The organism is Streptomyces sp. NPDC088252 (genome assembly GCF_044740965.1).
Classification (GTDB): domain Bacteria; phylum Actinomycetota; class Actinomycetes; order Streptomycetales; family Streptomycetaceae; genus Streptomyces.
This window is the reverse complement of sequence record NZ_JBIURS010000009.1, coordinates 182,394-205,916: the sequence shown is the minus strand read 5'-3', so window position 1 is coordinate 205,916 and position 23,523 is coordinate 182,394. Positions and strand designations below refer to the sequence as shown.

The 23,523-nt window shown below is 71.1% G+C and carries 24 protein-coding genes and 2 pseudogenes; 11 read left to right on the top strand and 15 right to left on the bottom strand.

The genetic code is table 11. The features are described from left to right. Nucleotides 1-149: 149 nt before the first annotated feature. Both ACIOHC_RS20600 and ACIOHC_RS20595 read right to left on the bottom strand, forming a co-directional pair. Entirely contained in the window at nt 150-518 is a 369-nt protein-coding gene (locus tag ACIOHC_RS20600; protein WP_351085204.1) for a transcriptional regulator, read from the bottom strand. Next, nucleotides 515-1,036: a hypothetical protein gene (locus ACIOHC_RS20595; RefSeq protein ID WP_351085206.1), complete on the bottom strand. Its 522-nt coding sequence runs from the start codon at nt 1,034-1,036 to the stop codon at nt 515-517. Before ACIOHC_RS20595 ends, ACIOHC_RS20600 begins: the two co-directional genes overlap by 4 nt. Nucleotides 1,037-1,357: 321 nt before the next feature. Here ACIOHC_RS20595 and ACIOHC_RS20590 point away from each other — a divergent pair, with 321 nt between their 5' ends. The 3 genes from ACIOHC_RS20590 (at nt 1,358) to ACIOHC_RS20580 (ending at nt 3,932) form a co-directional block, all read left to right on the top strand. Next, complete coding sequence (locus tag ACIOHC_RS20590; RefSeq protein ID WP_351085208.1) at nt 1,358-1,801, top strand: hypothetical protein; 444 nt, start codon at nt 1,358-1,360, stop codon at nt 1,799-1,801. A 297-nt stretch (nt 1,802-2,098) separates the two neighbouring features. Next, nucleotides 2,099-2,839, top strand: a complete 741-nt coding sequence (locus tag ACIOHC_RS20585; protein ID WP_351085210.1) for a lysophospholipid acyltransferase family protein — start codon at nt 2,099-2,101, stop codon at nt 2,837-2,839. A 43-nt stretch (nt 2,840-2,882) separates the two neighbouring features. Continuing rightward, a complete protein-coding gene (locus tag ACIOHC_RS20580; RefSeq protein WP_401843411.1) occupies nt 2,883-3,932 on the top strand; it encodes an NAD-dependent epimerase/dehydratase family protein in 1,050 nt (349 codons plus the stop codon). Between the two features lie 78 nt (nt 3,933-4,010). On the opposite strand, the gene ACIOHC_RS20575 is transcribed toward ACIOHC_RS20580, so the two are convergent. From ACIOHC_RS20575 to ACIOHC_RS20530, 10 genes and pseudogenes are all read right to left on the bottom strand, one after another. Beyond that, nucleotides 4,011-5,603 carry an alpha/beta hydrolase gene (locus tag ACIOHC_RS20575; RefSeq protein ID WP_365693979.1) on the bottom strand — a complete coding sequence of 531 codons (1,593 nt, stop codon included), beginning with the start codon at nt 5,601-5,603 and terminating at the stop codon, nt 4,011-4,013. A 140-nt stretch (nt 5,604-5,743) separates the two neighbouring features. Next, nucleotides 5,744-6,073 (bottom strand): annotated as a pseudogene (locus tag ACIOHC_RS20570) (urease accessory protein UreD); the annotation flags it as partial. Nucleotides 6,074-6,102: 29 nt separating this feature from the next. Next, a pseudogene (gene ureC, locus ACIOHC_RS20565) lies at nt 6,103-6,306 on the bottom strand (urease subunit alpha); the annotation flags it as partial. After that, a complete protein-coding gene (locus ACIOHC_RS20560; RefSeq protein WP_389636938.1) occupies nt 6,299-6,610 on the bottom strand; it encodes an urease subunit beta in 312 nt (103 codons plus the stop codon). The pseudogene ureC and the gene ACIOHC_RS20560, both read right to left, overlap by 8 nt. A gap of 15 nt (nt 6,611-6,625) precedes the next feature. Then, a complete protein-coding gene (locus ACIOHC_RS20555) occupies nt 6,626-6,928 on the bottom strand; it encodes an urease subunit gamma (RefSeq protein ID WP_401843409.1) in 303 nt (100 codons plus the stop codon). A gap of 410 nt (nt 6,929-7,338) precedes the next feature. Then, nucleotides 7,339-7,623, bottom strand: a complete 285-nt coding sequence (locus tag ACIOHC_RS20550) for a type II toxin-antitoxin system Phd/YefM family antitoxin (RefSeq protein WP_351085218.1) — start codon at nt 7,621-7,623, stop codon at nt 7,339-7,341. Between the two features lie 419 nt (nt 7,624-8,042). After that, nucleotides 8,043-9,005, bottom strand: a complete 963-nt coding sequence (locus ACIOHC_RS20545) for an ABC transporter ATP-binding protein (RefSeq protein ID WP_351085220.1) — start codon at nt 9,003-9,005, stop codon at nt 8,043-8,045. Beyond that, nucleotides 9,002-10,012 (bottom strand): ABC transporter ATP-binding protein, encoded by a 1,011-nt coding sequence (locus ACIOHC_RS20540; RefSeq protein ID WP_401843405.1) that lies wholly within the window; start codon nt 10,010-10,012, stop codon nt 9,002-9,004. Before ACIOHC_RS20540 ends, ACIOHC_RS20545 begins: the two co-directional genes overlap by 4 nt. After that, entirely contained in the window at nt 10,009-10,935 is a 927-nt protein-coding gene (locus ACIOHC_RS20535; protein WP_401843404.1) for an ABC transporter permease, read from the bottom strand. Before ACIOHC_RS20535 ends, ACIOHC_RS20540 begins: the two co-directional genes overlap by 4 nt. Further along, entirely contained in the window at nt 10,922-11,332 is a 411-nt protein-coding gene (locus ACIOHC_RS20530) for an ABC transporter permease (protein WP_365693994.1), read from the bottom strand. The genes ACIOHC_RS20535 and ACIOHC_RS20530 overlap by 14 nt, the downstream gene beginning before the upstream one ends. A 230-nt stretch (nt 11,333-11,562) precedes the next feature. On the opposite strand from ACIOHC_RS20530, the gene ACIOHC_RS20525 reads away from it, so the two are divergent. The 7 genes from ACIOHC_RS20525 to ACIOHC_RS20495 all read left to right on the top strand — a co-directional run bounded on the left by ACIOHC_RS20525 (nt 11,563) and on the right by ACIOHC_RS20495 (nt 16,540). Then, nucleotides 11,563-12,198 carry a hypothetical protein gene (locus ACIOHC_RS20525; protein WP_351085226.1) on the top strand — a complete coding sequence of 212 codons (636 nt, stop codon included), beginning with the start codon at nt 11,563-11,565 and terminating at the stop codon, nt 12,196-12,198. A 274-nt stretch (nt 12,199-12,472) separates the two neighbouring features. After that, on the top strand, nt 12,473-12,805 hold the full coding sequence (locus tag ACIOHC_RS20520) for a DUF255 domain-containing protein (protein WP_389636899.1): 333 nt from the start codon (nt 12,473-12,475) through the stop codon (nt 12,803-12,805). Nucleotides 12,806-12,962: 157 nt separating this feature from the next. Next, nucleotides 12,963-13,148 carry a hypothetical protein gene (locus ACIOHC_RS20515; protein WP_351085227.1) on the top strand — a complete coding sequence of 62 codons (186 nt, stop codon included), beginning with the start codon at nt 12,963-12,965 and terminating at the stop codon, nt 13,146-13,148. Between the two features lie 207 nt (nt 13,149-13,355). After that, the gene (locus ACIOHC_RS20510) at nt 13,356-13,544 is read left to right on the top strand and encodes a hypothetical protein (protein ID WP_351085228.1); all 189 of its coding nucleotides are present in this window, start codon (nt 13,356-13,358) and stop codon (nt 13,542-13,544) included. A gap of 130 nt (nt 13,545-13,674) precedes the next feature. After that, entirely contained in the window at nt 13,675-14,358 is a 684-nt protein-coding gene (locus ACIOHC_RS20505; protein ID WP_351085230.1) for a response regulator transcription factor, read from the top strand. Between the two features lie 2 nt (nt 14,359-14,360). Continuing rightward, complete coding sequence (locus tag ACIOHC_RS20500) at nt 14,361-15,881, top strand: HAMP domain-containing sensor histidine kinase (protein ID WP_351085232.1); 1,521 nt, start codon at nt 14,361-14,363, stop codon at nt 15,879-15,881. After that, on the top strand, nt 15,878-16,540 hold the full coding sequence (locus ACIOHC_RS20495; protein ID WP_351085234.1) for a hypothetical protein: 663 nt from the start codon (nt 15,878-15,880) through the stop codon (nt 16,538-16,540). The genes ACIOHC_RS20500 and ACIOHC_RS20495 overlap by 4 nt, the downstream gene beginning before the upstream one ends. 237 nt (nt 16,541-16,777) lie before the next feature. Here ACIOHC_RS20495 and ACIOHC_RS20490 read toward each other — a convergent pair whose 3' ends face one another. Then, nucleotides 16,778-20,116 (bottom strand): S8 family peptidase, encoded by a 3,339-nt coding sequence (locus ACIOHC_RS20490; RefSeq protein WP_401843400.1) that lies wholly within the window; start codon nt 20,114-20,116, stop codon nt 16,778-16,780. A 508-nt stretch (nt 20,117-20,624) separates the two neighbouring features. Between ACIOHC_RS20490 and ACIOHC_RS20485 the strand changes: the two genes are divergently transcribed. After that, on the top strand, nt 20,625-20,876 hold the full coding sequence (locus ACIOHC_RS20485) for a hypothetical protein (protein WP_401843397.1): 252 nt from the start codon (nt 20,625-20,627) through the stop codon (nt 20,874-20,876). Between the two features lie 39 nt (nt 20,877-20,915). Here ACIOHC_RS20485 and ACIOHC_RS20480 read toward each other — a convergent pair whose 3' ends face one another. Then, nucleotides 20,916-21,206: a hypothetical protein gene (locus ACIOHC_RS20480; protein WP_351077738.1), complete on the bottom strand. Its 291-nt coding sequence runs from the start codon at nt 21,204-21,206 to the stop codon at nt 20,916-20,918. Nucleotides 21,207-21,550: 344 nt separating this feature from the next. After that, the gene (locus ACIOHC_RS20475; protein WP_389636900.1) at nt 21,551-23,506 is read right to left on the bottom strand and encodes a hypothetical protein; all 1,956 of its coding nucleotides are present in this window, start codon (nt 23,504-23,506) and stop codon (nt 21,551-21,553) included. Between the last annotated feature and the right edge of the window lie 17 nt (nt 23,507-23,523).

Genomic DNA, 23,523 nt, shown 5'->3' with positions numbered 1-23,523 from the left:
GCGGGCACCGGTGTCTGGCGCTTCCTCCACCGCGGCGGCCGGGCCGGACCGGCCGCCGCGACTGCCCGCGTGGCACCTTCGCACCCCAGTGTGAGGGCGGCGGGCCCGCCACCGGCCGAATGACCGGGATCGCGGTGCCGCCATCTTGATCAGCGGGTGGTACCCGTCGGCCCGGCCGGCCGGACGTTGGTGCTCGCGCCGAGGTTCTGGGCCGCGGAGACGATGTTCTGCAGCGCTGTGACGTGTCGGGCCAGTGAGAGTTGCCCTGCGGGGGTGAGGGAGAGCCAGGTCCGCGGCCGCTTGCCGACGTAGCCCTTGCGGATCTCGATGTATCCGACGGCCTCCAGGGCCGATGCGGCCTTGCTCAGGACCGAGTCGGACACCCGGCAGTGGTCACGAACCACCGCGAACTCGGCTTCTGCGCAGGCGGAAAGGAAGGCCGCGACAGCCAACCGCGAAGGAGTGTGGAGCGTCTCGTCGAGGGCGGGCCCCTGCGGCTGGGGTGGGTCGGCCTTCACACCAGTTCCTGGAGTCGGTGCCTGAACACGGCGTTGTGCCGGACAAAGCCGATCCAGTGGCCGAGCCCCAGCGTGACGGCCATGGCGACGACCGTGACGTGTGCACCGCCACCGGCCGCCCAGCACACTCCCGACGCCAGGCCGGCAGCGGCGACGGTGGGGACCAGGATGGTGAGGATCTGCTTCCGGCGCTCCGCCCTGGACTGTGCGGACCTGGGCTCGATCACACCCCTGCTCCGCTTCGAGGCCCGCCTGAGCGCAAGGACGACCAGCCCTGCCAGCGGCCACACGACCCATTGCTGAACGAGAAACCTGTCCGCCTCCATGAGCCTCTGTGCGACCACGAGGTAGATCGCGAGGACGGCACCGCCGGCCGGCCCGTACCAGGCAGGCACGATCCGGGCCTGGAGCCGGGCGCGGGCCTGGGCGGCGCCGATGTCCCGCAGTGCACTCGTCGCGGAGTCGGCCGAGAGCGTGGCGTCGGGTGGTCCGTCGGCAGTGGTGTTCTGTTCCATCATGCGCTCCAGTGCTCTTCCGCCGGTGTCTCGACCAGGAAACCACTGCCATCATGTCATGTACTTTCCGCAGGGAAAGCACATGCCCGACTCGCTCGTCCGCGGACCCCCGGAGCGGAAAGCCGAGCTCCGGGAATGTCAGCGGCAGCCGCTACGGTCGCGTACATGGAACGGAAACCCGCCCAGCGCTTCGATCCTCTGCCCGGACGGATCGCCCATGTCGGCGGTATCGAATCGCTCGTACGCGATGGGCATCACTACTACTTCGGCTTCGACTAGAGCAGCGACACCGTCCTGTCACCGCTGATCGACGTCCCGGAGGCGATGGCAGCCTTCGCGAGCGAACACATGCGACGGACGACCGGCGCGCATGACAAGAACTACTGGGCGATTCCGGTCGCCGCGGCAACCGGGTGCTCGGACCTGGCGGGGGACGCAGAGCGCGAATTCACCACCGAGGGCCTGCGCGGTGTCCTGCCGGCCCCTGAGAGCCATCTGCTCCACCTCTTGGGCGCGGCCACCGGATGGAACGACCGGTTCGAGGAGTCACCAGAGGCAGGACAAGCGTGCGAGCGGCCGGGTTGGGACGAAGAGGACCCGGAGTTCATCGACCGGTGCCTGCAGGCGATCCAAGAGCACGGGCCTCAGGCCCGGCCCGACGAGTGGACGGTGGCCCGCTTCCACCTCAGCGCCGCAGTGCGGCATCTGCCGGGGAACCGGGAAACCTTGTTCGCCCCCGTCACGGAAGGCATCGCGAACCACGCGTGAGCCGCCTCTTCGGAGTGCGCACCGCGATCCGGCACGGATCCGACCACCTGTGCCGACCCGGCGTTCTCCGTGCCGGAGGGGTGCCCGTGCCGCCGCTCCGCGGCCCGCGGCTCGCGCCGGGACAGGGCGCTTGCGTTCGTCCTGTTCAGGGGAACAGCGTTCGGTCATGATGAAGCGTCAGCAGTCGGCCCGGTCCCCGTCCCTGAGGGCTGTCCCGTAGAACCCGCGCAGAAACCGCCGCTCGCCGAGGAAGCCGGGCCCGGCGTGATCCGAACGAGAGGCCCCAGGAGCCGCCCCGTGTTCTATTACGTGCTCAAATACGTCATCCTCGGGCCGCTGCTACGGCTGTTCTTCCGGCCCAGGATCGAGGGCCTGGAACACATTCCGAAGGACGGCGCGGCCATCGTCGCCGGGAACCATCTTTCGTTCTCCGACCATTTCCTGATGCCCGCGATCCTGAAACGGCGCATCACGTTTCTCGCCAAGGCCGAGTACTTCACCGGACCGGGGGTGAAGGGGCGGCTGACCGCCGCCTTCTTCCGCAGCATCGGGCAGATTCCGGTGGACCGGTCCGGCAAGGACGCGGGGAAGGCCGCGATCCGTGAAGGGCTCGGGGTTCTGTCCAGGGGCGAGTTGCTGGGGATCTATCCGGAGGGCACCCGCTCGCACGACGGACGGCTCTACAAGGGCAAGGTCGGCGTGGCCGTGATGGCGATCACCGCGCAGGTGCCGGTGGTGCCGTGCGCGATGGTCGGTACGTTCGAGATCCAGCCGCCGGGACAGGTCGTCCCGCGGATCAGACGGGTCACCATCCGCTTCGGCGAACCGTTGGACTTCTCGCGCTACGCCGGTCTGGAGAACCAGAAGGCGGCGATCCGGGCCGTCACCGACGAGATCATGTACGCGATCCTCGGCCTCTCCGGACAGGAGTACGTCGACGAGTACGCAGCCAAGGTGAAGGCCGCGCAGGACGGGCAGGACGCGAAGCCGAAGAAGTTCCCGAAGCTGCGACGCCGACGGCGAATCCGCGCTCGGTGAACTCCGCTGGTCCGGGCTCCGACCTCGGCCTAGCGTGCTCCTCATGAGCAAGGGAAACGCATGGGTTCTGGGAGCGACGGGACAGATCGGGCGGGCCGCCGTGCAGGCGCTCGTCGAGGACGGCTGGGAGGTGACGGCCGCTTCGCGGGGCGGCGGGCGGGACGCGGGGTGGGACGACGCGGTGCGCGCGACGGCTCTCGACCGGGACGCGGACGGGGCGCTCGCGACGGCACTGGGTGAGGGCTGTGACGTACTGGTCGACATGGTGGCCTACGGCGGGGGCCACGCCCGTCAGTTGACCGGTCTCGCGAACCGGATCGGTTCGGCGGTGGTCATCTCCAGCGGTGCGGTGTACGAGGACGATCGGGGCCGCGGCTTCGACACCCAGGGCGAACCCGACGGGTCTCCGCGATACCCCGTGCCCATCCCGGAGACCCAGCGCACCGTGGCGGCCGGCGACGCCACCTACGGAACCCGGAAGATACGGCTGGAGCAGGATCTGCTGGCGGCGGGGGACGCGCTGCCGGTGACGCTGTTGCGGGCCGGCGCGATTCACGGGGTGCACTGCAGGTCGCCGCGCGAGCTGTACTTCGTGAAGCGGCTTCTGGACGGCCGCGGGCGGCGGGTGCTCTCGTACGGCGGGACGTCCAGGTTCCACCCGGTCCATGTCTCCAATCTGGCCGAGCTGATCCGGCTCGCGGCCGGCCGGCCCGGTTCGCGGGTGCTCAACGCCGGGGACCCGCAGGCGCCGACGGTCACGGAGATCGGTGAGGCCGTCGACGCGGTGTTCGGCCGGAGGACCGAGACCGTGCTGATGGCGGGCGCGCCCGGTGAGGACGGAGTCGGCTCGACGCCGTGGAGCGCCGCCCACCCCATCGTGTACGACATGACGGCCGCGGAGCAGGAGCTCGGGTACCGGCCGGTGACGGGCTATGCGCAGTCGCTTCCGGCGACGGTCGAGTGGATCTCCGCACAGCTGGAGGGAAGGGACTGGAGGGAGGCCTATCCCGTCATGCTGCGGGCGTACGGGGAGAAGCTCTTCGACTACGCGGCGGAGGACGCCTGGCTGGCGACGTACGACCGGAAGGCATGAGACGGACCCCCGCACACAGGGGAACGGGCGGCCGGGGGTTCGAGGCCACCGGCCGCCCGTGTCCGTCTGCTGTGAGTGCTACGGCTTCGGTGTGGCGTGCGGGGCGCACGTCACGTCGTCGCGGTCGGTCCTGCCCGTGAGCAGGTAGGTGTCCACCCGCTCGTTGATGCAGGGGTTGACCAGACCGGTGACGCCGTGCGAACCGGCGTCCCGCTCCGTGATGAGGCGCGAGCCCTTGAAGCGCTTGTGCAGTTCGACGGCGCCTTCGTACGGGGTGGCGGCGTCACGCGTGGACTGCACGATCAGCACCGGCGGCAGGCCCTTGCCGGTCTTCACGTTCAGCGGGGTCTGCTGCTTCGCCGACCAGGTCGCACAGGGCAGGTTCATCCAGGCGTTGGCCCAGGTCATGAACGGGTATTCCTTGTGCAGCCGGCTGTTGTCGCGGTCCCACTTCTGCCAGCTGGTGGGCCACTTGGCGTCCGTGCACTCGACCGCCGTGTACACGGCGTTGCCGTTCTCCGAGGAGATGTTCCCGGCGGTGTCGGACATGTCCGGGCCCGCCGCGTCGACCAGAGCCTGGGTGTCGCCGCCCAGGTAGTCGCTCCAGATCCGGGCGACGGGCGCCCAGGAGGAGTCGTAGTACGGCGCGCTCTGGAAGAAGCCGATGAGCTCGGCGGGGCCGACGACGCCGCCGATCGGGTTCTTCTTCGCGGCGGCGCGCAGCTCCAGCCACGCCTGCTCGACCTTCGCGGGGGTGTTGCCGATGTGGAAGACGGAGTCGTTCTTGGCGACCCATGCCTTCCAGTCGTCCCAGCGCCCCTGGAAGGCGATGTCCTGGTTCAGGTTGGCCTGGTACCAGATGTTGTCCTTGGCCGGGTTGACGACACTGTCGACCACCATGCGGCGGACGTGGGTCGGGAAGAGCGTGCCGTAGACCGCTCCCAGGTAGGTGCCGTAGGAGACGCCCAGGTAGTTGAGCTTCTCCTCACCGAGGGCGGCGCGGATGACATCCAGGTCGCGGGCGGTGTTCGGGGTGGTCATGTGCGGCAGCATGTCGCCGCTGCGCCGGGCGCAACCGTCCGCGTATTCGGCGGCGAGCTTGCGCTGGGCGCGCTTGTCGGCCTCGGAGTCGGGTACGGGGTCGGCCTTGGGTGCCTTGACGAACTCCTGGGGATCGACACAGGAGATCGGCGCGGAGTGGCCGACGCCGCGAGGGTCGAAGCCGACGAAGTCGTACGCCTTCGCCGTGTTCGCCCAGAGCGGGTTCTTGTTGGTGATCCGGGTGGGGAACCGCATCCCCGAACCGCCGGGCCCGCCCGGGTTGTACAGCAGGGCGCCCTGTCGCTCGTCCTTCGTGCCGGTGCTGACGTGCCGGTCGACGGCGAGCTTGATCTGCTTGCCGTCGGGCCTGGCGTAGTCGAGCGGCACGGTCACCCAGCCGCACTGGATCGGCTTGGCCAGGGCCCAGTCGGCCGGACAGTCCTTCCAGTCGATGCCGGACCTGGCCGCCCGTGCCGCGGCGACCTGTACGCCACGCGCCTCGGAACCGTGATGACGGCCTTCGGCCGTGGCCGCCGGTGCGGTCACCGCGCCCGCTATGAGCGTGCCCGCGATCAGAGCGCCGGCCGAGCCGAGCACTGCTGTGCGTCTCAAGTGGAACCTCCCCCACATCTGAAGCGCCGCCGGTGGCGGCGCGTTTCATTACATGACCTCCCGCGGATCCTGTCGTCTGTGAGGTTCCTGAGAACAGGCCGTACGCACACTTCTTTACCGAATCGATAACCGGACACCCGTGTCCCGCTGAGCGGTGTTCACCCCGCTGAGGCACCGAGTACGTCGTTCATCGCGCTGTCCAGGGTGGCGCGCAGCAGACGGGCGTCGGGAGCGAGGGCCGTCACCAGCACGGCCGGTCCGGCGAGCGGAGTGAGGACGGCGCCCGGTCCCAGCGGGCGCGCTTCGGGGCATGTGTCGTCGAACGACGGGTCGACGAGGAGAAGTTGACCGACTGCACGGTGCCCGCCCAGGACGGCCGGACCGTCCCAGCCGCCGGGCGCTCCTGGACCGTACGCCGTCTGCTGGTCGATCAGCGGACGGCCGGCGCGGTACACGGTGAGACGGCTGGTGAGGGTGCCGCTGCTCTCCGCCGAGCCCGATGCGCAGGGCGCGGCGGTTCCGCGCGGCTCGTGCGCGCCTGGCCCATCGACTCGCGGAGCACCTTGCCGCCTCCGAACACGGCCTCGTCGCCTGAGAGTCCCGGGCCGCCCGAGCGGTCCTCCTCGATCTCGACGAGCAGATCGGTGTCGGCCAGCCGGATGCGGTCCCTGGTCGTGGGGCCGAACGGATCGGCATGGACGGCGCGGTCGAGTTCAGCCATCGAGGGCACCTCCGGTCTCGCCCCGCAGCCCGGGGACGATGCGCCGCCCGGCGAGTGGAACGAGTTCGATGTCGCCGGGGATATCGGGTTCGAAGCGCACTGCGGTCCCGGCGGCGATGTTCAGCCGCAGGCCATGGGCGGCCGTACGGTCGAAGTCCAGGCCCGGATTGGCCTCGGCGAAGTGGTAGTGCGAGCCGACCTGGACGGGCCGGTCGGCGGCGTTGAGAACAGTGAGGCGGGTGACGGCACGGCCCTCGTTGAACGGCACGGGCCCGTCCCTGTAGAGGATCTCTCCGGGAATCATCGTCGCCACGCCCCGTCAGACGATCGGTTCGTGGACGGTGACGAGCTTCGTTCCGTCGGGAAAGGTGGCCTCGACCTGGACGTCATGGATCATCTCGGGCACTCCGTCCATGACGTCGTCGCGGGCGACCACCTTGCGGCCCGACGCCATCAACTGGGAGACCGTGCGGCCGTCGCGGGCGCCCTCCAGCAGATGTGCGGTGATCAACGCGACCGCCTCCGGATGGTTCAGCCACAGGCCGCGCGCCCGACGCCGATGAGCCACGTCGGCAGCCACATGGATGAGCAGGCGTTCCTGTTCATGCGGGGTCAGTTGCATGCCTCCACCTCACAGTCCTGTGCCCGGTACCGGCCCTGGGCGCAGCGGACACCAGCCGCCGTCGACGGACTCCCGAACGTCGAACGGGTGCCTCGCGGCGAGGTATGCACGCTAGAGCCGAAGTTTTTCCGGCGCGTTAACTGAGGCTGGCCGTAAGGGCTGTCCCGTGATCCTTGGCGGGCGCACGACGACAGTCACGGCATCTCGCCGCGTCGTCGGAACGTCCGCGTCCATCCAGTACGCGGACGTCCCTGTGCCTTGCGATGCACGGCATCCGACGCCGCAGTCGGCGGGGCAGCGCCTTCGGCGCGAGCCTCCTGCCGTCGGGCGGCCATCGGTGTCCTCCCCGGCGCGTGGGGATCGTGGCCACGTCCGGCCACCGTCCACGCGCCACGGACCTCGACCGACGCTCAGCGGCCCCGCTCGTCAGTCCCCTGGTGCTCCGCCGCGATACCGAAGCGCCGCCGTTCGCCGGAAGCGGACACCGAGGAACCGATCGAGGAGACGGAGCTGATCACCTGCTCCTCCGCGGCCGCCTCATCGTTCTCCAGTCGCTCCAGGTCAGCGGCCGATACGAGTGCCACGAGCGGCTTGCCGTGCCGCGTCACGACCACTCGCTCACCGCCGTAGACGACGCGGTTGATCAGTTCGGCGAGCTCAGCTCGGGCTTGCGTCACCGGAATCTCGTAGGCCATGCTCCCTAGCTTATGTAATGTCCACCTGGTCCGCCGTGGTCCGTGGCGACAGCGATAATCCAGGTCAGAGCCTCTCGCGTGCTCCCGTGCGCACTCGTCTGTGAGAGATGTGTGAGACGAGGTGAGACGCAGAGTTTTCTGGTCGCCCTGAATCCTGGCGGGTCTCGGCGGGGATCGACGCCTCACGTGACGCGATCGGGCTGGTGCAGCCAGATGTCCTGGCCGTGAGGTCTCCCGGCCAGTCCGAAGGCGTCGGCGGGCGGCTCACCGAGGCCGCCATACCGCGCGCACAGCCTCGGTCCGGTCCCAGAAGCAGCGCAGCCCGCGCCCGCCGCCGTCGCCGCGTGCCCTGTTCTCCCGAAGCTCCGGCGAAGTGACATGCAGCTCAGAGTGACCGGCGCCTTTCCGTGCCCGGCCGGTCAGGCCTCCGTGGTGCCGACCAGCGGCCGGTGGCAGGCCACCGTGCGGCCGGGTGCCACCTCCCGAGGCCGAGGCTCCTCGGTGGCGCAGCGGGTGTCGGCCAGCGGGCAGCGGGTGCGGAAGCGGCAGCCGCTGGGCGGGGCGAGCGGGGAGGGCGGGTCGGCGGGGAGCAGGCCGGTGTCGCGCAGTGGGCGGCCGGGTTCGGGGACGGCGGCGAGCAGGGCGGCGGTGTAGGGGTGGGCCGGGGCGGCGAGGACGGCCTCGGTGGGGCCGCGCTCGCAGATGCGGCCGAGCTGGAGCACGGCCACCTCGTCGCTGACCGCCCGGACGACGCCGAGGTCATGGGAGATGAACAGGCCGGCCAGTCCGCGTTCCTCGGTGAGCCCGCGCAGCAGGTTGAGCACCGTGGCCTGGGCGGAGACGTCGAGGGCGGAGACCGCCTCGTCGGCGATCAGGACGCGCGGTCCGGCGGCCAAGGCCCGGGCGATGGCGACCCGTTGGGCCTGTCCGCCGGAGAGCTGGTGGGGGCGGCGGTCGCCGAACAGGGCGGGCGGCAGGCCGACGGACTCCAGCTGCCGGGTGACGACCTCCTCGCGGTCGCGGGCCGGGTCGGGGTGGGCGTCGAGGGGCTCGGCGACGATGTCGCGCACGCGCCGGCGCGGGTTGAGGGAGGAGAGCGGGTCCTGGAAGACCAACTGGAGGCGGGGCCGGACGGCCCGCAGGGCGCGCGGGGAGAGGGTGGCGAGGTCGGTGCCGTCGAGGGTGACGGTGCCGGTGGTGGGCGGGGGCAGCCGCAGCAGCGCCTTGGCGATGCTGCTCTTGCCGGAGCCGGACTCGCCGACCAGGGCGAGGGTGCGGCGCGGGTACAGGGCCAGGTCGACGCCGCTGACGGCGTGCAGCGGGCCGGAGCGGGTGCGGTGGACGACGCTGAGGCCGGTGGCCTCCAGGACGGCGGTGGTCATGCCGCGGCCTCCGGTTCGTCGGGCGCGGTGAGCGGGAAGTGGCAGTCGGCGGTGTGGCCGTCGGACGCGGCGCGGGTGGGCGGGGCGGTGGTGGTGCAGAGTTCGGTCGCCCGGTCGCAGCGCGGGGCGAAGGGGCAGCCGGGGGTGGGCCAGGTGAGGTCGGGCGGCGAGCCGGGGATCGCGGGCAGGGTGCGGCGCAGCGGGCCGGTGACCCGCGGTACGGAACGCAGCAGGGCCGCGGTGTAGGGGTGCCGGGGGTGGCGGGTGACGGCCTCGGTGGGGCCGGTCTCGACGATCCGGCCGCCGTACATGACGGCGATCCGGCGGGCCCGCCCGTACAGCAGGCCGATGTCGTAGGTGATCAGCAGGGTGGCCAGGCCGCGGCGGTGCCGGTGCTGGTCGAGCAGGTCGAGGACGGTGCGCTGGACGGTGACGTCGAGGGCGGTGGTGGGTTCGTCGGCGAGCAACAGGGCGGGTTCGCCGGCCAGGGCGGCGGCGATGCCGACGCGCTGGCGCAGGCCGCCGGAGAGCTCGTGCGGGTGGGCGCGGGCCCGCCGGGCGGGGTCGGGGACGTCGACGGCGGCGAGCAACCCGGTGGCAGTGCGCAGCCGTTCGCGCCGGGAGAGCCGGCTCCGGTTGGTGAGGGACTCGGTGACCTGGTCGGCGATCCGGACCACCGGGTTGAGCGAGGTCATCGGGTCCTGGTGGACCATGGCGATGCCGGTGCCGAGCAGTTCGGCGCGGCGGGTGCGGGTGGCGGCGAGCAGGTCCTCGCCGTTCAGTAGTACCGAGCCGGTGGCGACGGCCCTGGTGGTGCGCGACTCGACGCCGAGGACGGTGCGGGCGAGCACGGACTTGCCGGAGCCGGACTCGCCGACCACGCCGAGGCACTCGCCGGCCGCGATGGTGAGGCTGACGCCGTGCAGGACGTGCAGGGTCCGGCCGTCGGGGTTGTGCAGCACGGTGTCCAGCGAGCGGACGTCGAGGACGGGCGGTGCGGAGGTCATCCGCGCGCTCCCTTCGGGGCGGTGGGAGCGCCCGAACGCAGGTGCTCCCCGAGGTAGTTGAGGGCGAGGACGGTCAGGCAGAGCACCGCGGCGGGCGCCAGCGAGATCCACGGCGCGCTGCCGAGGGCGGTGCGGCCCTCGGCGATGATGCCGCCCCAGGAGGGCTCCGGCGGGCGCAGTCCGAAGCCGAGGAAGCCGAGCGAGCCCTCGGCGACGATGGCGACGGTGGTGGCGGTGAAGGCGAAGGTGAGGGCGGCCGGTACGACGTGCGGGACGATCTCGCGGCGCAGGATGCGCAGCGGGGCGGTGCCGAGCATGCGGGCGGCCTGGACGAAGCCGCGTTCGCTGAGCGAGAGCACGACGGCGCGCACCACCCTGGTGAAGTGGGGGACGGTGAACAGCCCGATCAGCGTGCCGATCACGGTGATGCTGGGGCCGCGCAGCGAGACCACGATCATCACCAGGATCAGGCTGGGCACGGACATCAGCAGGTCGGTCGCGAAGCCGATCGCCTTGTCGAGCGGGCCGCGGAACCAGCCGGCGGCCAGGCCGAGCATGCCGCCGCCGAGCAGGCCGACCAGGATGGTGAGGGCGGCGACGGTGAAGGAGGCGCGGGCGCCGGCGACGGTGCGCTGCAGGACGTCCCGGCTGGCGCCGTCGGTGCCCAGCCAGTGGCCGGGGCCGGGGGCCGCGGCGGGGTGGGCGAAGTCGCCGTGCAGCGGGTCGAAGCCGGGCAGCAGAGGCAGCAGCAGGGCGGCGAGGGCGACCACGGCCAGCCAGGCCGCGGCTGCGAGCACGCCGGCGGGGGGCCGGCAGCGGGCGGTGCGCGCCTGGACAACGGTCACGGCGGCGGGCTCGGCGGTGCTCAGGCTCTCGGCGGTGCTCAGGCTCTCGGCGGTGCTCAGGTTCTCAGCGGTGCTCATGGGCGATCCTCGGGTCGATCGTGCGGTACAGCAGGTCGACCGCGAAGGTGGCCGCGACCACGCCGACGGCGCTGACCACCACCACGGCCTGGACGACCGGGAAGTCCCGGCCGGAGATGGCCCCGGCGGCCAGGCTGCCGACGCCGGGCACCGCGAACAGCGACTCGACCAGCACCGAGCCGCCCAGCGAGGTCCCGATGCCGATCCCGACCAGCGTCACCAGCGGCAGGCTGGACGGCCGCAGGGCGCGGCGCAGCAGCAGCCGGGTGGTGCCCATGCCGCGGCTGCGGGCGGCGGCGATGTACGGCTGGTCGAGGGTGTCGAGCAGTTGCCCGCGCAGGGTGCGGGTGAACACGGCGGCCTCGGTGAGGCCGAGGGTGAGGGCGGGCAGCACCAGGTGGCGCAGGTTCTCGGCCGGGTCCTCGGCGAACGGGGTCCAGCCGGTGGCGGGCAGGATGCGCAGCTGGACGGCCGCGGCACTGGGGCGTCGAGGAGCTGTCGGTCGCCGAGCAGGTCGCGCTCACCCTGGACGCGGGCGCCGACCAGCTCGGCGGCGAGACCGACCCGGAGCTGATCCTGACCGCCGTCCGCTCCGGCGCCGTCACCGAGACCCGGCTCGACGAGTCGGTGCGCCGGATCCTGCGGGACAAGTTCCGCCTCGGCCTGTTCGACGCCCCGTACGTCGACCCGGACGCGGCCGTCGAACTGGTCGGCGCCCCGGACGGCCGGGCGCTCGGGCGCGAGGTCCAGCGCCGCTCCGTGGTCCACCTCGCCGGCGGGCCGCGCACCGCGACCCGGCTGTACGTCGAGGGCATCGACCCCGCCGTCGCCGCCGGCTACGGCACCGTCGTCGCGGACCCGGAGCTGGCGGAGCTGGCCGTGGTCCGCCTCGCCACTCCGTACGAGCGGCGCGAAGGGATGCTGGAGCAGCACTTCCACAGCGGCTCGCTGGAGTTCGACCCGGCCGAGGTCGAGCGCCTCACCGCCCTGGCGGCCGCCGTCCCGACGGCCTTCGCTGCGCAGCTGGAGCGGCCCGCGGTGCTCACCCCGCTCGCCCCGCACGCGGCCCTGCTGATCGGCGAGTTCGGCGCCGCGGACGAGGTCGTGCTGGACGCCGCGCTCGGCCGCGCCCCGATGACCGGCACGCTCCCGTTCGACCTCCCCGCCTCGGACGCCGCCGTTGCCGCATCCCGCGAGGACGTCCCCTTCGACACGGCGGCCCCGCTCTTCCGCCACGGCCACCGCGCCACCGGGGGGAGCTGAGACACCACGAACCGGGGCCTGCCACCAGCGGCGGCAGCGCCGACCTGCACACCGAGTACTCTCTGCCGTTCACCCAGCGTGCCACAGCCATCGTGTTCGACATACCCGCCGAGGACGTTGACCAGCTGGGCTCCATGCCCCGCGCTACCGCAGCTCCCACGCCATCAACTCCGCAAACCTCACTACCCGGCAAGAACTGGTCATCGCCGCCAGTTCCTCGGAGTGTTGATTGGAGGCTCCGCGCAGCAGGCCGATCGGCCGGGATACCGCCGTCATGGTGAATCGACCGGTCCATGGCCGGTCGCCGTATCTCCAGCAGCACGCCACCAATCCCGTGGACTGGTGGGAGTGGGGAGGGGAGGCGAGGTCAGAAGCAGCAAGGCGGAACGTACCAATCCTCCTCTCGGTGGGGCCGTACGGCGTCGTGCCCGGACTGTCCCACGCCGCTGGCATCCACGTGACGCCCCGGACAGCGGAGGCCAGGATCTCGACATCCTCGGCCGGGTCGTGTCCACCGCATCCGTCGCACTGCCCGAGGAATCGGCGAAGTCCTCGTGCCGCACCGTCCACGAGGCGTTCGCCTCGACCCTCGGCCGGACGGGCCTGACACCTCGCCGCATCCACCGCACCGTCATCGGCATGCCGAGCCCGGTGGGCCGCGACGGGGGCGGTCTGGTCAAGTCCAAGGGCCTGGCCAGGTGGGAGACGCCCGCAATGCTGGCGCTGCTGCGGAAGGCCCTGGGCACCGCGCGAACCTGGCCGCGATGGCAGAGCAGCAGGACGAGCACGGGACCTTGGCCGAGAACTTCGCCCTGCTCTGGGTGGACACGGGCGTCGGTTCCGCCGTTGTCACTGGCCAGGACGAGCGTGGTAGGCGCCGAACGGCCCCGTACGTCGTCAGCCGACTCCCCCACGCCTCTGCTGTCACCGCTGCTCGGACCTTCCCGTGATGCTGTCGGACCAGATGTGGGGTCGGTGGTGAAGTGGGCTTGATCGGATTCTGCCCGTCGACGGCGCGAGGGGCGCGATCCACGCATCCCGTTCACCCCGGCCCGTAACGAAACCGGTCACACCCGGCACAACTGACCGCCTGTCATCGCCTCGCACACGCCTGCGAGTATGGGTATCCACCGCTGCCCCACCTCCTGGAGTACGACATGCCCCGTCGCGATCTCATGCTCCTGGTCTCCCGCGCGCCGGACGGGGCAGAGCCGGGAGAGCCGTTCGCCGGCACCACCGACGCGTCGGTGGCGGCCGCCGCCGCGTTCGCACGGCCGGCACGGCTTCCGCGGCCGACCGGGCCGGACGCGCTGCCGCACCGGGCAGGTCCGCGCCCGGACCACTGACTCGGGATGTCGGACGACCCGCAGCACGCGGGCCGTCGCGCACGCGGTCATCCGCTCGCCGGTTCCTCCCCGCCCCCAGTCGCCCAAACCCTGACGACCCACCACTCCCCACGATCCCGGAGACACCGCCATGCCACGCGTCCTCCTCGTCGAAGACGACCCCTCCGTGCGCGAGGGCGTCGAGATCGGGCTGTGCCAGCGCGGGCACGAGGTCCACGCCGCCGTGACCGGCGAGGCGGGCCTTGAGGCGCTGGGTGCCTTTCACCCCGACATCCTGCTGCTCGACCTGATGCTCCCCGCGATGAGCGGCGTCCAGGTGTGCTCCCGGGTACGCGAGACCAGCCAGTTACCGATCATCATGCTGACCGCGCGCGGCGACGACGTCGACATCGTCGTCGGCCTGGAGGCGGGCGCGGACGACTACATCGTCAAGCCCGCCCGCACCGAAGTCATCGAGGCCCGCATACGTGCCGTGCTGCGCCGCGCCGAGAGCCCGATCGACGCAAGGCCCGCCGTCGAGCACCACGGTGAACTCGACATCGACCGCGCCGGTCACACCGTCCTCAGGTCGGGCGACCCGGTCGCCCTCGCGCCCTCCGAACTGAAGCTGTTGCTGCACCTGTCCGCGGTACCGGAACAGGTCTTCAGCCGGCAGCGGCTCCTGAAGGAGGTCTGGGATCACAGTTTCCACAGCGACATCCGCCTGGTGGACGCCTGTGTGCGCCGACTGCGCGCCAAGATCGAGGATCCGTCCCGCGATCCTCGCTACATTCAGACCCTGCGGGGCTACGGCTACCGCTTCGGTCCGCTGTGAGGATGCCCGGAGCGGCCGCCGCGTTCGGGCTGCGCACCCGGCTGGTGATCGCGTTCCTGCTGGTGGCCGCTGTCAGCGCGGTCACGACCGCCGCGTTGACCTATCGGCAGGCGCGCAACGCGGTTCTCGTGCGTGCGCAGGACACGGCTGTCACCTCCTTCCGCGAGGAGGTCGAGCAGTTCGTCCCCCGCCTGCCCCTGGATCCGGATGCGCTGCGGTGGGACCTCTACGACATCGCGGCGCGCGCCAAACCACATCCGTGGATCGTCTTCGCCGAGTACGGTTCGTTGCGCGTCTCCTCGGGTGACCGGCCCGTCTCCGGTGTTCTCACCCCGGAACTGCGCCGCACCACGCTCACCTCGGCACACGGCAGCTTCGAGCGGGTCGTCAAGGACGGGAACGCGTATCTGACCATCGGGATGCCGGTGATGACCCGAGTCGTCGCCGGTGGCGCCGCGGTGCCGAGCGGCCTGGTTCTCTTCGCCGTGATGCCCATGACGAACGAGGACGTCGACATCGACTCCCTGGTGACCGCTGCCCGCGACGGCGCCCTGCCGGGGCTGGCCGTGGCCCTGGTGCCCGCACTGCTCGCGGCGCGCAGCGTGCTGCGCCCCGTCCGTGAACTGCGGCGCGCCGCACACTCCATGGGCGGCGGGCAGCTCGACACACGTATCACCGTACGCGGCCGGGACGAGATGGCCGACCTGGCCAGGACGTTCAACGAGTCGGCGGCCCGCCTCGAACGCTCCGTGGAGGAGTTGCGGGAAGCCGGAGCACGGGCCCGGCGCTTCGCCTCGGACGTCTCGCACGAGTTGCGCACCCCGCTCGCCGGGATGCTCGCCGTCACGGACGTGGTGGACGAGGAGGCCGGGACGCTCGCCCCGAACACCGCTCGGGCGGTGCGCCTGATCAGCGCCGAGACCGGCAAACTCGCCGTGCTGGTGGAGGATCTGATGGAGATCTCCCGTTTCGACGCCCGCGCGGCGGAACTCAACACCGATGAGGTGGACGCGGCGGAGGCCGTGCGTAACACCCTGTCCGGCAGGCAGTGGCTCGGCCGGGTCCGCGCCGAACTCCCCGACGGCCTGCGTATCCGCCTCGACACGCGCCGCTTCGACGTCATCGTGGCCAACCTGGTCGGCAACGCCCTGCGCCATGGTGCCGAACCGGTCACCGTGCGGCTGTCGGCACGCGGGGACGCGCTGATCACCGAGGTGCACGACAGCGGCCCCGGGATCCCACCGCACGCTCTGCCGCACATCTTCGACCGCTTCTACAAGGCGGACGCCGCGCGTTCCCGCTCGTCGGGAAGCGGCCTCGGGCTCGCGATCACCAAGGAGAACGTGCACCTGCACGGCGGCACGGTCCACGCGCGGAACGCGGCCGGCGGCGGCGCCCTGTTCACTGTGGAGCTGCCCTTCGACGGGCCCATGTCCGGGAGCGGAGCGCCGGACGGTCCGTCACGCGCGCACGGTGGCACGGGGGCGGCGGAGAGCCGCGACCGGACGGAGACCATCGCGTGAAGAAGTCGCCGTTCCGTGGGCGTCGGACGGTCCGACTCGCCGCGCTGCTGATGCTCGCCGGGGGCCCGCTCGTGGGCTGCGGCATCCAGGAGACGGCCGTGATCGAGGCCGGCAGGCCGGTTGTCGCCGATCTGCTTCCCCCGCGCGAGGAACGGATGCTGTTGTTCTTCCTCTCCCCCGACGACGAACTGCTGCCCGTGCCACGAACCGTCGAAGCACCGTGGCAGAACGGAACCGCGGGCTCCGCCGGGTCGGATGACGCGTCGTCCCGTCCGGACGAGTCGCCCGGACGGGACGGCCTCGGCGGTTCGTCCCCGCCGGGCGCGGGGATGGGCGAGTCCCCCTCACCACTCGCGGCCGTCACCGCCCTGCTCGCCGGACCGGACAAGGCCGAACGGCGGGCCGGGTTCCACAATGCCGCTTCGCTGTCTCGTGCGGCGTCCGCCGCGAACCGGATCGTCATGGGTGACCGCACCGTCGAGGTCATGCTGCGTCTGCGGGTGAAAGGGCTGACTGCCGCCGCCCGCGGCCAGATCGTCTGCACGGCCGCGTTCGCGGCGCATGCGCAGGGGGCTGTGTCCGTGACCCTGGTCGGGCAGGACGGGCGCCTCGCCCCGGCCGACTGCCCCGTTCGACCGGTCCGGGTGCCGACACGCTGAGCCGTGGCGGCGGGCGGGCGCCTGGCCCGGCACCGGTCGAGGAGCCGGCCTCCGTATCGTGCGGACGAGTCGGCGTCGTTCCCGCACCGACCCCGGGTGGCGGCGGCACGGGAAGGAGCGGCCCGCCGGAACATCGGTTCCGGCGGGCCGCTCGTCCCGGCTCACCCGGGGCCGTGCTCCGCCCGTCGATCTCTCATCCGGTTGCGCGGCGCCCCTGGTTGCCGGCCCGGTCTCGCCTCACCTGCCGAAGAAGGCGTTGTGGATGGTGACCGTCGACTCGTTGTCGTCCTTGTCGGTGACGACGGCCTTCAGCGAGATCGCCTTGCCCTTCGCCGGGGCCTTCACCGTGACCCTGTCCGCCGTGACCGGGACGGGCAGCCACGTCGTGTCGTCGTACGACACCAGGACCCGCAGGGTCTTCAGGTCGGCGCCGGCCGCCGCGCCTTGCACCTCGACGGGGACGGTCTGCTTGCCGCCTGCCGGAACGGTGGAGTCCAGCGCGAGCCGCGGCAGGAAGCGGACCGTGGAGACCGGGAGCATGGTCGGGCTCTCGGTGCGGGCCGAGTCGAAGGTCCACGAGGCGTCGATCCGGGTCCCGGTACGGTTGACCTCCGGGTCCCGGTGGATCGTGGTCGACACCGTGTACGTGGCGGGTTCCGACGGCAGCGCGAAGGGCTCCTGGTCGATGGCGACGTCCTTCTTCACGAACAGCTCACCGTTGCGGTGGACGGTGGTGCTCGCACCCGAGTACCGGGCGATCCCGAAATGGCCCGCCCCGTCACTGACCAGCGGCAGCGAACCGAAGATGGTGTCGCCGTCGCGCACGATCCCCTCGTTCTCGTTCATCCGCGGCCCCGGTGCACCGACGTTGTAGGTCTCGGTGTACGTCTCCCCCGCCTTGTACCGCCGCGGCTCGTCGAGGCCGTAGACGGCATCGAAGTTCCGCTGGCCCGAGGGATCCGCCCCGCCCAGCACTCCCGCGACGATGTTCCAGGCAGCCCCGTCGGCCGTGGACAGATACACGTTGCGCGTTCCCGGCGCCGGCTGCACGGTGTAGGGGGCCTCGACGCCGCCTCCGTAGTCCAGTACGCCGTGTGCCGCGAGGGCGCCGTCGAGGCCCGGTACGGACGATCCGACCTTCGCCTTCACCAGGGCCATGTCCCCGGGCTTGTAGGTCTTGCTGTAACCGGTGGCCAGTTCCTTGACCGGGCCGCCGGTGAGGACGTTGTACTCGTTGCTGCCCCGCTGCCAGTGCGCGGACCATTGCTGGACGAGGGCGCCGTCGTCCATCTCGGGTCCCTGGTACGCGGTGCGCAGATGGTCGAAGCTGCCGAACTCGCCCCCCTCGATGATGAGGGTCTCGGGTGTGCTCACGGTGTACATCATTCCGGCGCGCGTGTAGCGTGCGGCCGCGTCCGGCACCTTGAAGTCGACGGGCCGGGTGGTCCGGGCGTCGAGGGTGACCGTGGTGGGACCGGTCACCGAGAACCGCGGGTTGTTGATCAGGTCGACGCCCTTGCCCGGGGCAGTGGGGTCGACCAGCATGTCGGCGGCGAGACTGTAGGTACCTCGCGGCAGTCGGACCGTGGCGGAGCCCGACGACAGGTCCGGGAAGAACCGAAGGCCCGTGGCGGACCCGCCGTAGCCCTTCAGGTCGGCCTGCCAGTTGGTACTGGCCGCACCGTCCCGTCCGACGGTGTTGAAGGTGACGTCGTACGACTCGGCCTCACGCTCCACCGATGCCGCGGTGCGCACGCTCCGGCCGCCTCCGGACGCGACGACCGTGACCGAGTACGAACCGTCGACCGTACCGCCGAGCCGGGTGTCGGCCGTCAGGTCCACGGCGGCGGTACCGCCGGCCGGGACCGTGATCCGCTGTGCCCCGAGGGTGAAGAACCCGGCCGGGGCGGGCTTCTCGTCCCCGCCGGTGGGCGCCTCCAGCGACAGGTCCAGCGTCACGTCGGTGGTGCCGCTGTTGCGGTACCTCACCTGCTTGGCGACGGGTGTGTCGTCGGTGTGGGGCCACTGCTGGGTACCCAGGCCGACCGAGGCCGGTTCGGAGACGACCGTCTGGTCGATCGCCTTGTCGACAGCGAGCCGGCCCGCCCCCTGCTGGAAGACCGAGTAGGAGCCGCCCTTGGCCGAGCCCGTCAGGGCCGCCTTGATCTGTGCGCCCGTCCAGGCGGGGTTCTTCTGCTTGAGGATCGCCGCGGCGCCCGCGACGTGCGGGGTCGCCATCGACGTGCCGCTCTTGCTGACGTATCCGGGAGGGTTCTGGTCCGGCGTGCCGCTCGCCGCTGCCGCCGTGATGTCCACGCCCGGCGCGGTGATGTCGGGCTTGACGGCGCCGTCCCCGATGCGGGGCCCGACGCTGGAGAAGTCGGCGATCAGGTCGTCGTCGTCGACGGCACCGACCGTCAGCGCCGCGTCGGCGCTGCCGGGGGACGCGACCGTGCCCCGGCCCGGCCCGCTGTTGCCCGCGGCCACCGCGAACAGGACGCCCTTCTCGGCGGAGAGCTTGTCGACCTGGGCTTCCAGCGGATCGATCCCCGGGGTGTCGGGGCTGCCCAGACTCATATTGATGATGTCGGCCCCCTGGGCGACGGCCCAGTCGACCCCCGCCAGGACGCTGGAGTCGTCACCGTTGCCCTGATCGTCCAGCACCTTGGCGTTGATCAACCGGGCCCCGGGCGCCACGCCCTTGAACCGGGCGTCCTTGGCCCCCGCACCGGCGGCGATGGAGGCCACGTGCGTGCCGTGTCCGACCCGGTCCCGGGCGTCCGGTGAGCCGCTGAAGTTCCGTTCCGCCACCACCCGGCCCGTCAGGTCCGGGTGGGTGGCGTCGATTCCGGTGTCCACGACGGCGATCTTCACACCGGTGCCGTCGTAGGAGCGGGCCCAGGCCGCCGGAGCGCCGATCTGGCCGGTGCTGCGATCGAGCGACGCCTTCCGTACGCCGTCCAGCCAGATTCGCGCGATGCCGGAGGTCGTGGCCACCGAACCGTCGCCCCGCCGACGGGTCAGCGCGTCCCACAGGGAACCCGCGTTGTCGGTGGTGCTGGTGACGGCGTCGGCGTCGAGGGCCGACAGGGTCCGGCGGACGGTGGTGCCGTCGGAGGAACGCACCTCGGCGCGGGCGGACCCGGCCGCCGACCCCCGGTAGCCGACGATCACCTTGAGGCCGGCCCGGTTGGCCTTGAGGCTCTCCGGTTCGGTGAGTCCGGTGATGTCGAACAGCCGCTGGTCCAGCGTGCCGTCGGCGATCAGCCGCCGGGCATCACGCGGCACCACATAGGTACGGCCGTCGTAGGTCCGGGTGAAGAAGGGAATGTCCTGTCTGCCCTTCGCCCGCTGGATGCCGCCGACCCGGCCACGGGAGTCCACGAGGACCCGGTCACCGGTGATCAGGGTGACGGTGCGCACGGCCTTGCCGACCGCCCCCGTGTCCTTGGCGACGACCGGGAATGCCGGGTCCGGGCCGCTGGTCCTCGCCGATGCCGGGCCGGTCATGCCCGCCGTCAGGACGACGGCGGCCGCAGCCACGGCGGCATACGCCTGTTTTGATCGTTTACGCAAGATTGCCCCTGCTCAGGAGTGAATCGGGCGGGCGAGGGCCCGGCCCGCATGGGGCGCTCTCGAATTCTTTGCGGCCCCGAGGACTTGAAGTATTCCGGGGGCGCTCGGAGGCACTCAATGATCGTTGTGTAACAACGCTTCACCACGTGGGGCCCGGCCGGGCCCCACGTGGTGACGACTCGTCAGGTTGCTCGTGGGCGGTATTCCCTGCGCGGACGCAATGGGTCGTCCGCGGCCCCTGCGGCGCCCGCTGCGGGCCGTCGGCGTCGGCTTTCGCGACGTCATGCGCCGGCGCGAGCGGTCGTGCGGTGGTCGGGGCCGTGATGGTGCGTGCCATGGGCGTGGCGCGGGCCTCCTGCCAGTCGGCGAACACGGCCCGGCCCTGCGCGGCGGTGCGGTGGCTGCGCGACGCGTGGTCCGGGAGGTCGTTCTTCGCTGGTCGGGGTGGGCGCCGATAGGCTCGGCGAGTGATCAGTATGGCGGTGCGTGGTGACGGCGGGGAGACATCGTGGCTCGCGCCAAGGCCGGGGTGGAGTGGACCGCTGCCTTCGCGGACCTGGACCCGGCGAACTTCCCGATGCCGCGGGCCCTGACCCCGCATGGGGACGCGGTGTTCAACCAGCGGAGGCTGCCGCTGCCGCCGGCGGAACTCGACCGGCTTCCCGCCGCCTGTGGTGGTGTCTGGGTCGTGCAGGCCCGCGAGTTGTGCCAGGTCGTCGAGCGCGGGTTGCACCTGTATCGGTGGTTCCTCGGTGACTGACCCCGATCGGCTGGCCTTCAACTGCCCTGGGACTGCGGCCTACTGGCCCAGGGCCTTCCATCCGATCGTGCCGCTCTGGACGGAGTGCGCCTCGTCCGCGCGCGCGAACTCGCCGACGGGTCTGTTCGCCGCGAGATGCTCCAGGATGGAGAGCAGGTCGTCGTCGGCGAAGCGTCCGGCGGTCGCGGCCAGCCTCAAGGCCTGATCAACGCTGTCGGAGCCCATGACCGTGGCGAGCTCGACGGCACGGGCCGTCTTGGCGCGGATACGGACCACGTCGGCAGGTCCGGCCTCCTTGAGCCAGCGGCCGGCTCCCGGGCCGATGCCCACGAACGCAATCTCCGCTTCCGAGCGCGGCTGCAGTCTCGGCTGGTGAACGCCGCGGCCGTCGGAGAGTCGGGGTAGTGCGCATCGACGATCTGCGGAACCCCTGGGACGGACAGCTGGTGGCCAGCTCAGCAAGTCTCTCTTCCCGCACGCCCGTTGGTGCACTGCTCATGCGCGCGGGCTGCCCGGAACGTCGCCACTACAAGCAGCACGGCCGCACCTTCGTGGGACGACCCCGCAAACACCGCCCCACCCCCGTCCCAGCCCGCTGCACTCCCCACACCCGAGCCGTTGACCAACGCCGACGAAGAAGTCCGTCTGGAGTACTGATTCATGACACTCCTTCGTTACGAGACGTGCACGGTGACCTTCTGTCCAGGGGCGACGGACACCTTTGCGTAGGTGCAGGTCTTTCCGTTGACGGTCTTCGTCTTGACAGCTTGAGGGACGCCGTTGACCTTGATCGTCGAGTGGCTGCCGGGGAAGCGGGCCTCCCACTTGTAGCGGGCCGAACCCGTGGCGTTGGTCAGGGTCGACTTGGTGGCACCGTCATGACGCAGGGTGAAGGTGCTGCCGCCGATCTTGATGTCCTTGATCTGCAGCCAGTCCATTCCGGCGGGCATGCGGGACTGGGTGCTCAGGGCGCGCCTCGGGGCGTTGGGCTGCACGCCCATGAGGCCCTCGACGGTCTGGCTCAGCAGGGTGTAGGAGACTTCTGGGTAGTCGCCGTTGGGGCCTTGGCTGGACGCCGGGTGCTGGTCGTTCCGCTTGTCGTAGACAGACTGCATCCACTTCCAGGCCGTGTCGTTGTGCTCGTAGGCGAAGAAGGTGTCCGGCAGGTAGCTGATCGCCTCGATGTTGGACGGCTTGCCGCTGCCGCCGGCCTGCTCGTCGACGTAGTCGAGGTAGGCGTCGGCGCGCGCCCCCGGATTGATGATCTGCTTCATGGGCATGAACCAGCTGTTCTCCTTGCCCCAGCCGGTGAGTGCCTTGCCGTCGGTGGTGTAGCCGCGAACCATGTCGGCCCCTGAGCCGGAGCCGCTCCAGGTGTCGTTGAAGTAGGCCTTGAGGCTGTCGGCCTTCTGCTGGAACTTCTTGGACAGGGTTCTGTCGCCCTTGGCGGCGGCCAGGTCGGACATCGCCCGGTAGGCCTGGTACTGGGATCCGATGGAGTCCCCGGACTCGGCCAGGTGCTCCTCTCCGACCTCGTTGTAGCTGGCGGCGCCCGCGAAGATGCCGTTGCCGGTGCCTTCGGCGACGCCGTTGGGCTTGTTGGCGTCGTGGAGTTCGACGAAGTCCTTGGTCGCGTGCTTGTAGAAGTCCCAGAGCGTGCCGTCGTTGACGTAGGCGCTGTCGCCACTCCAGCGGTAGGCGTGCTTGGCCTTCTCCACCAGCTCGAACGTGGCCGGGACCTCTCGGACGAAGGAGGTCGGGCTCCGGTAGTCGATCGAGAGGTATGTCTTGTTGTCGAAGTTGATGGCCCATACGGGGTAGTACTTGTGCTCGGGCGTCGCGGAGTCGGCGAAGGCACGCAGCATGGCCTTGTTCGCTTCGTTCAGTCCGAGGACGGAGGCGCCGGCGAGCTGGTGGGCCATGTCGCGTGAGTAGTAGGCGCTGCGATGCGCGTACCCGGCCCAGTAGGACGGGCCGTACGTCCCGGTGCCGGTTCCGGACCGGTTGCCCTCGTCGACGTTCAGCGGACCGGTCGTGCCGGGCATCTGGACCCAGCTGTTGGCCTTGCGCTTCGACCAGTTGAACATCTCGACGACCTTCGGGTCGGAGGACGAGATCTCCGGGTCGACCGGGGCCGCCGGGGAGACCATGATGTCGTCGGCGTTGACCCAGCTGCTGCCGGACTCGAAGGCGAGCTCCAGCTGGTCGCCGCTTTTCAGGGACACCCGGCTGATCGTGTACCGGGCGTAGCCGGACCGGCTGGGCAGATCCACCGCACCGGCCTGCGCGCCGTTGACCCGGGCGACGAACCTTCCGCCCGGGCCGCCGGTGGCGATCCAGGCGGAGAAGTCGTATGTACCGTCACCGGACGCCGTGGTGGTCTGCGCCACCTTGTTGTCGCTTCCGGCATCCAGGTACGCGAGCTTTGCGCCACCGTGCGGTGCGTTGGTGGCGACTCCGGTGCCGGAAGTGAACGTCCAGCCCGTGGTGCCGTGCTCGAATCCGGGATTGCTGAGGGTCAGCGCTGAGGTGGCTGCGATGGCCGGACTGCCCAGGGTCAGCGGTGCGAACGGGGCGAGTGTGGCGAGTGTGGCTACGACTGCCAGGCGGGCAGGACGGCGATGCCTCATGGCGTACTCCAGTACGG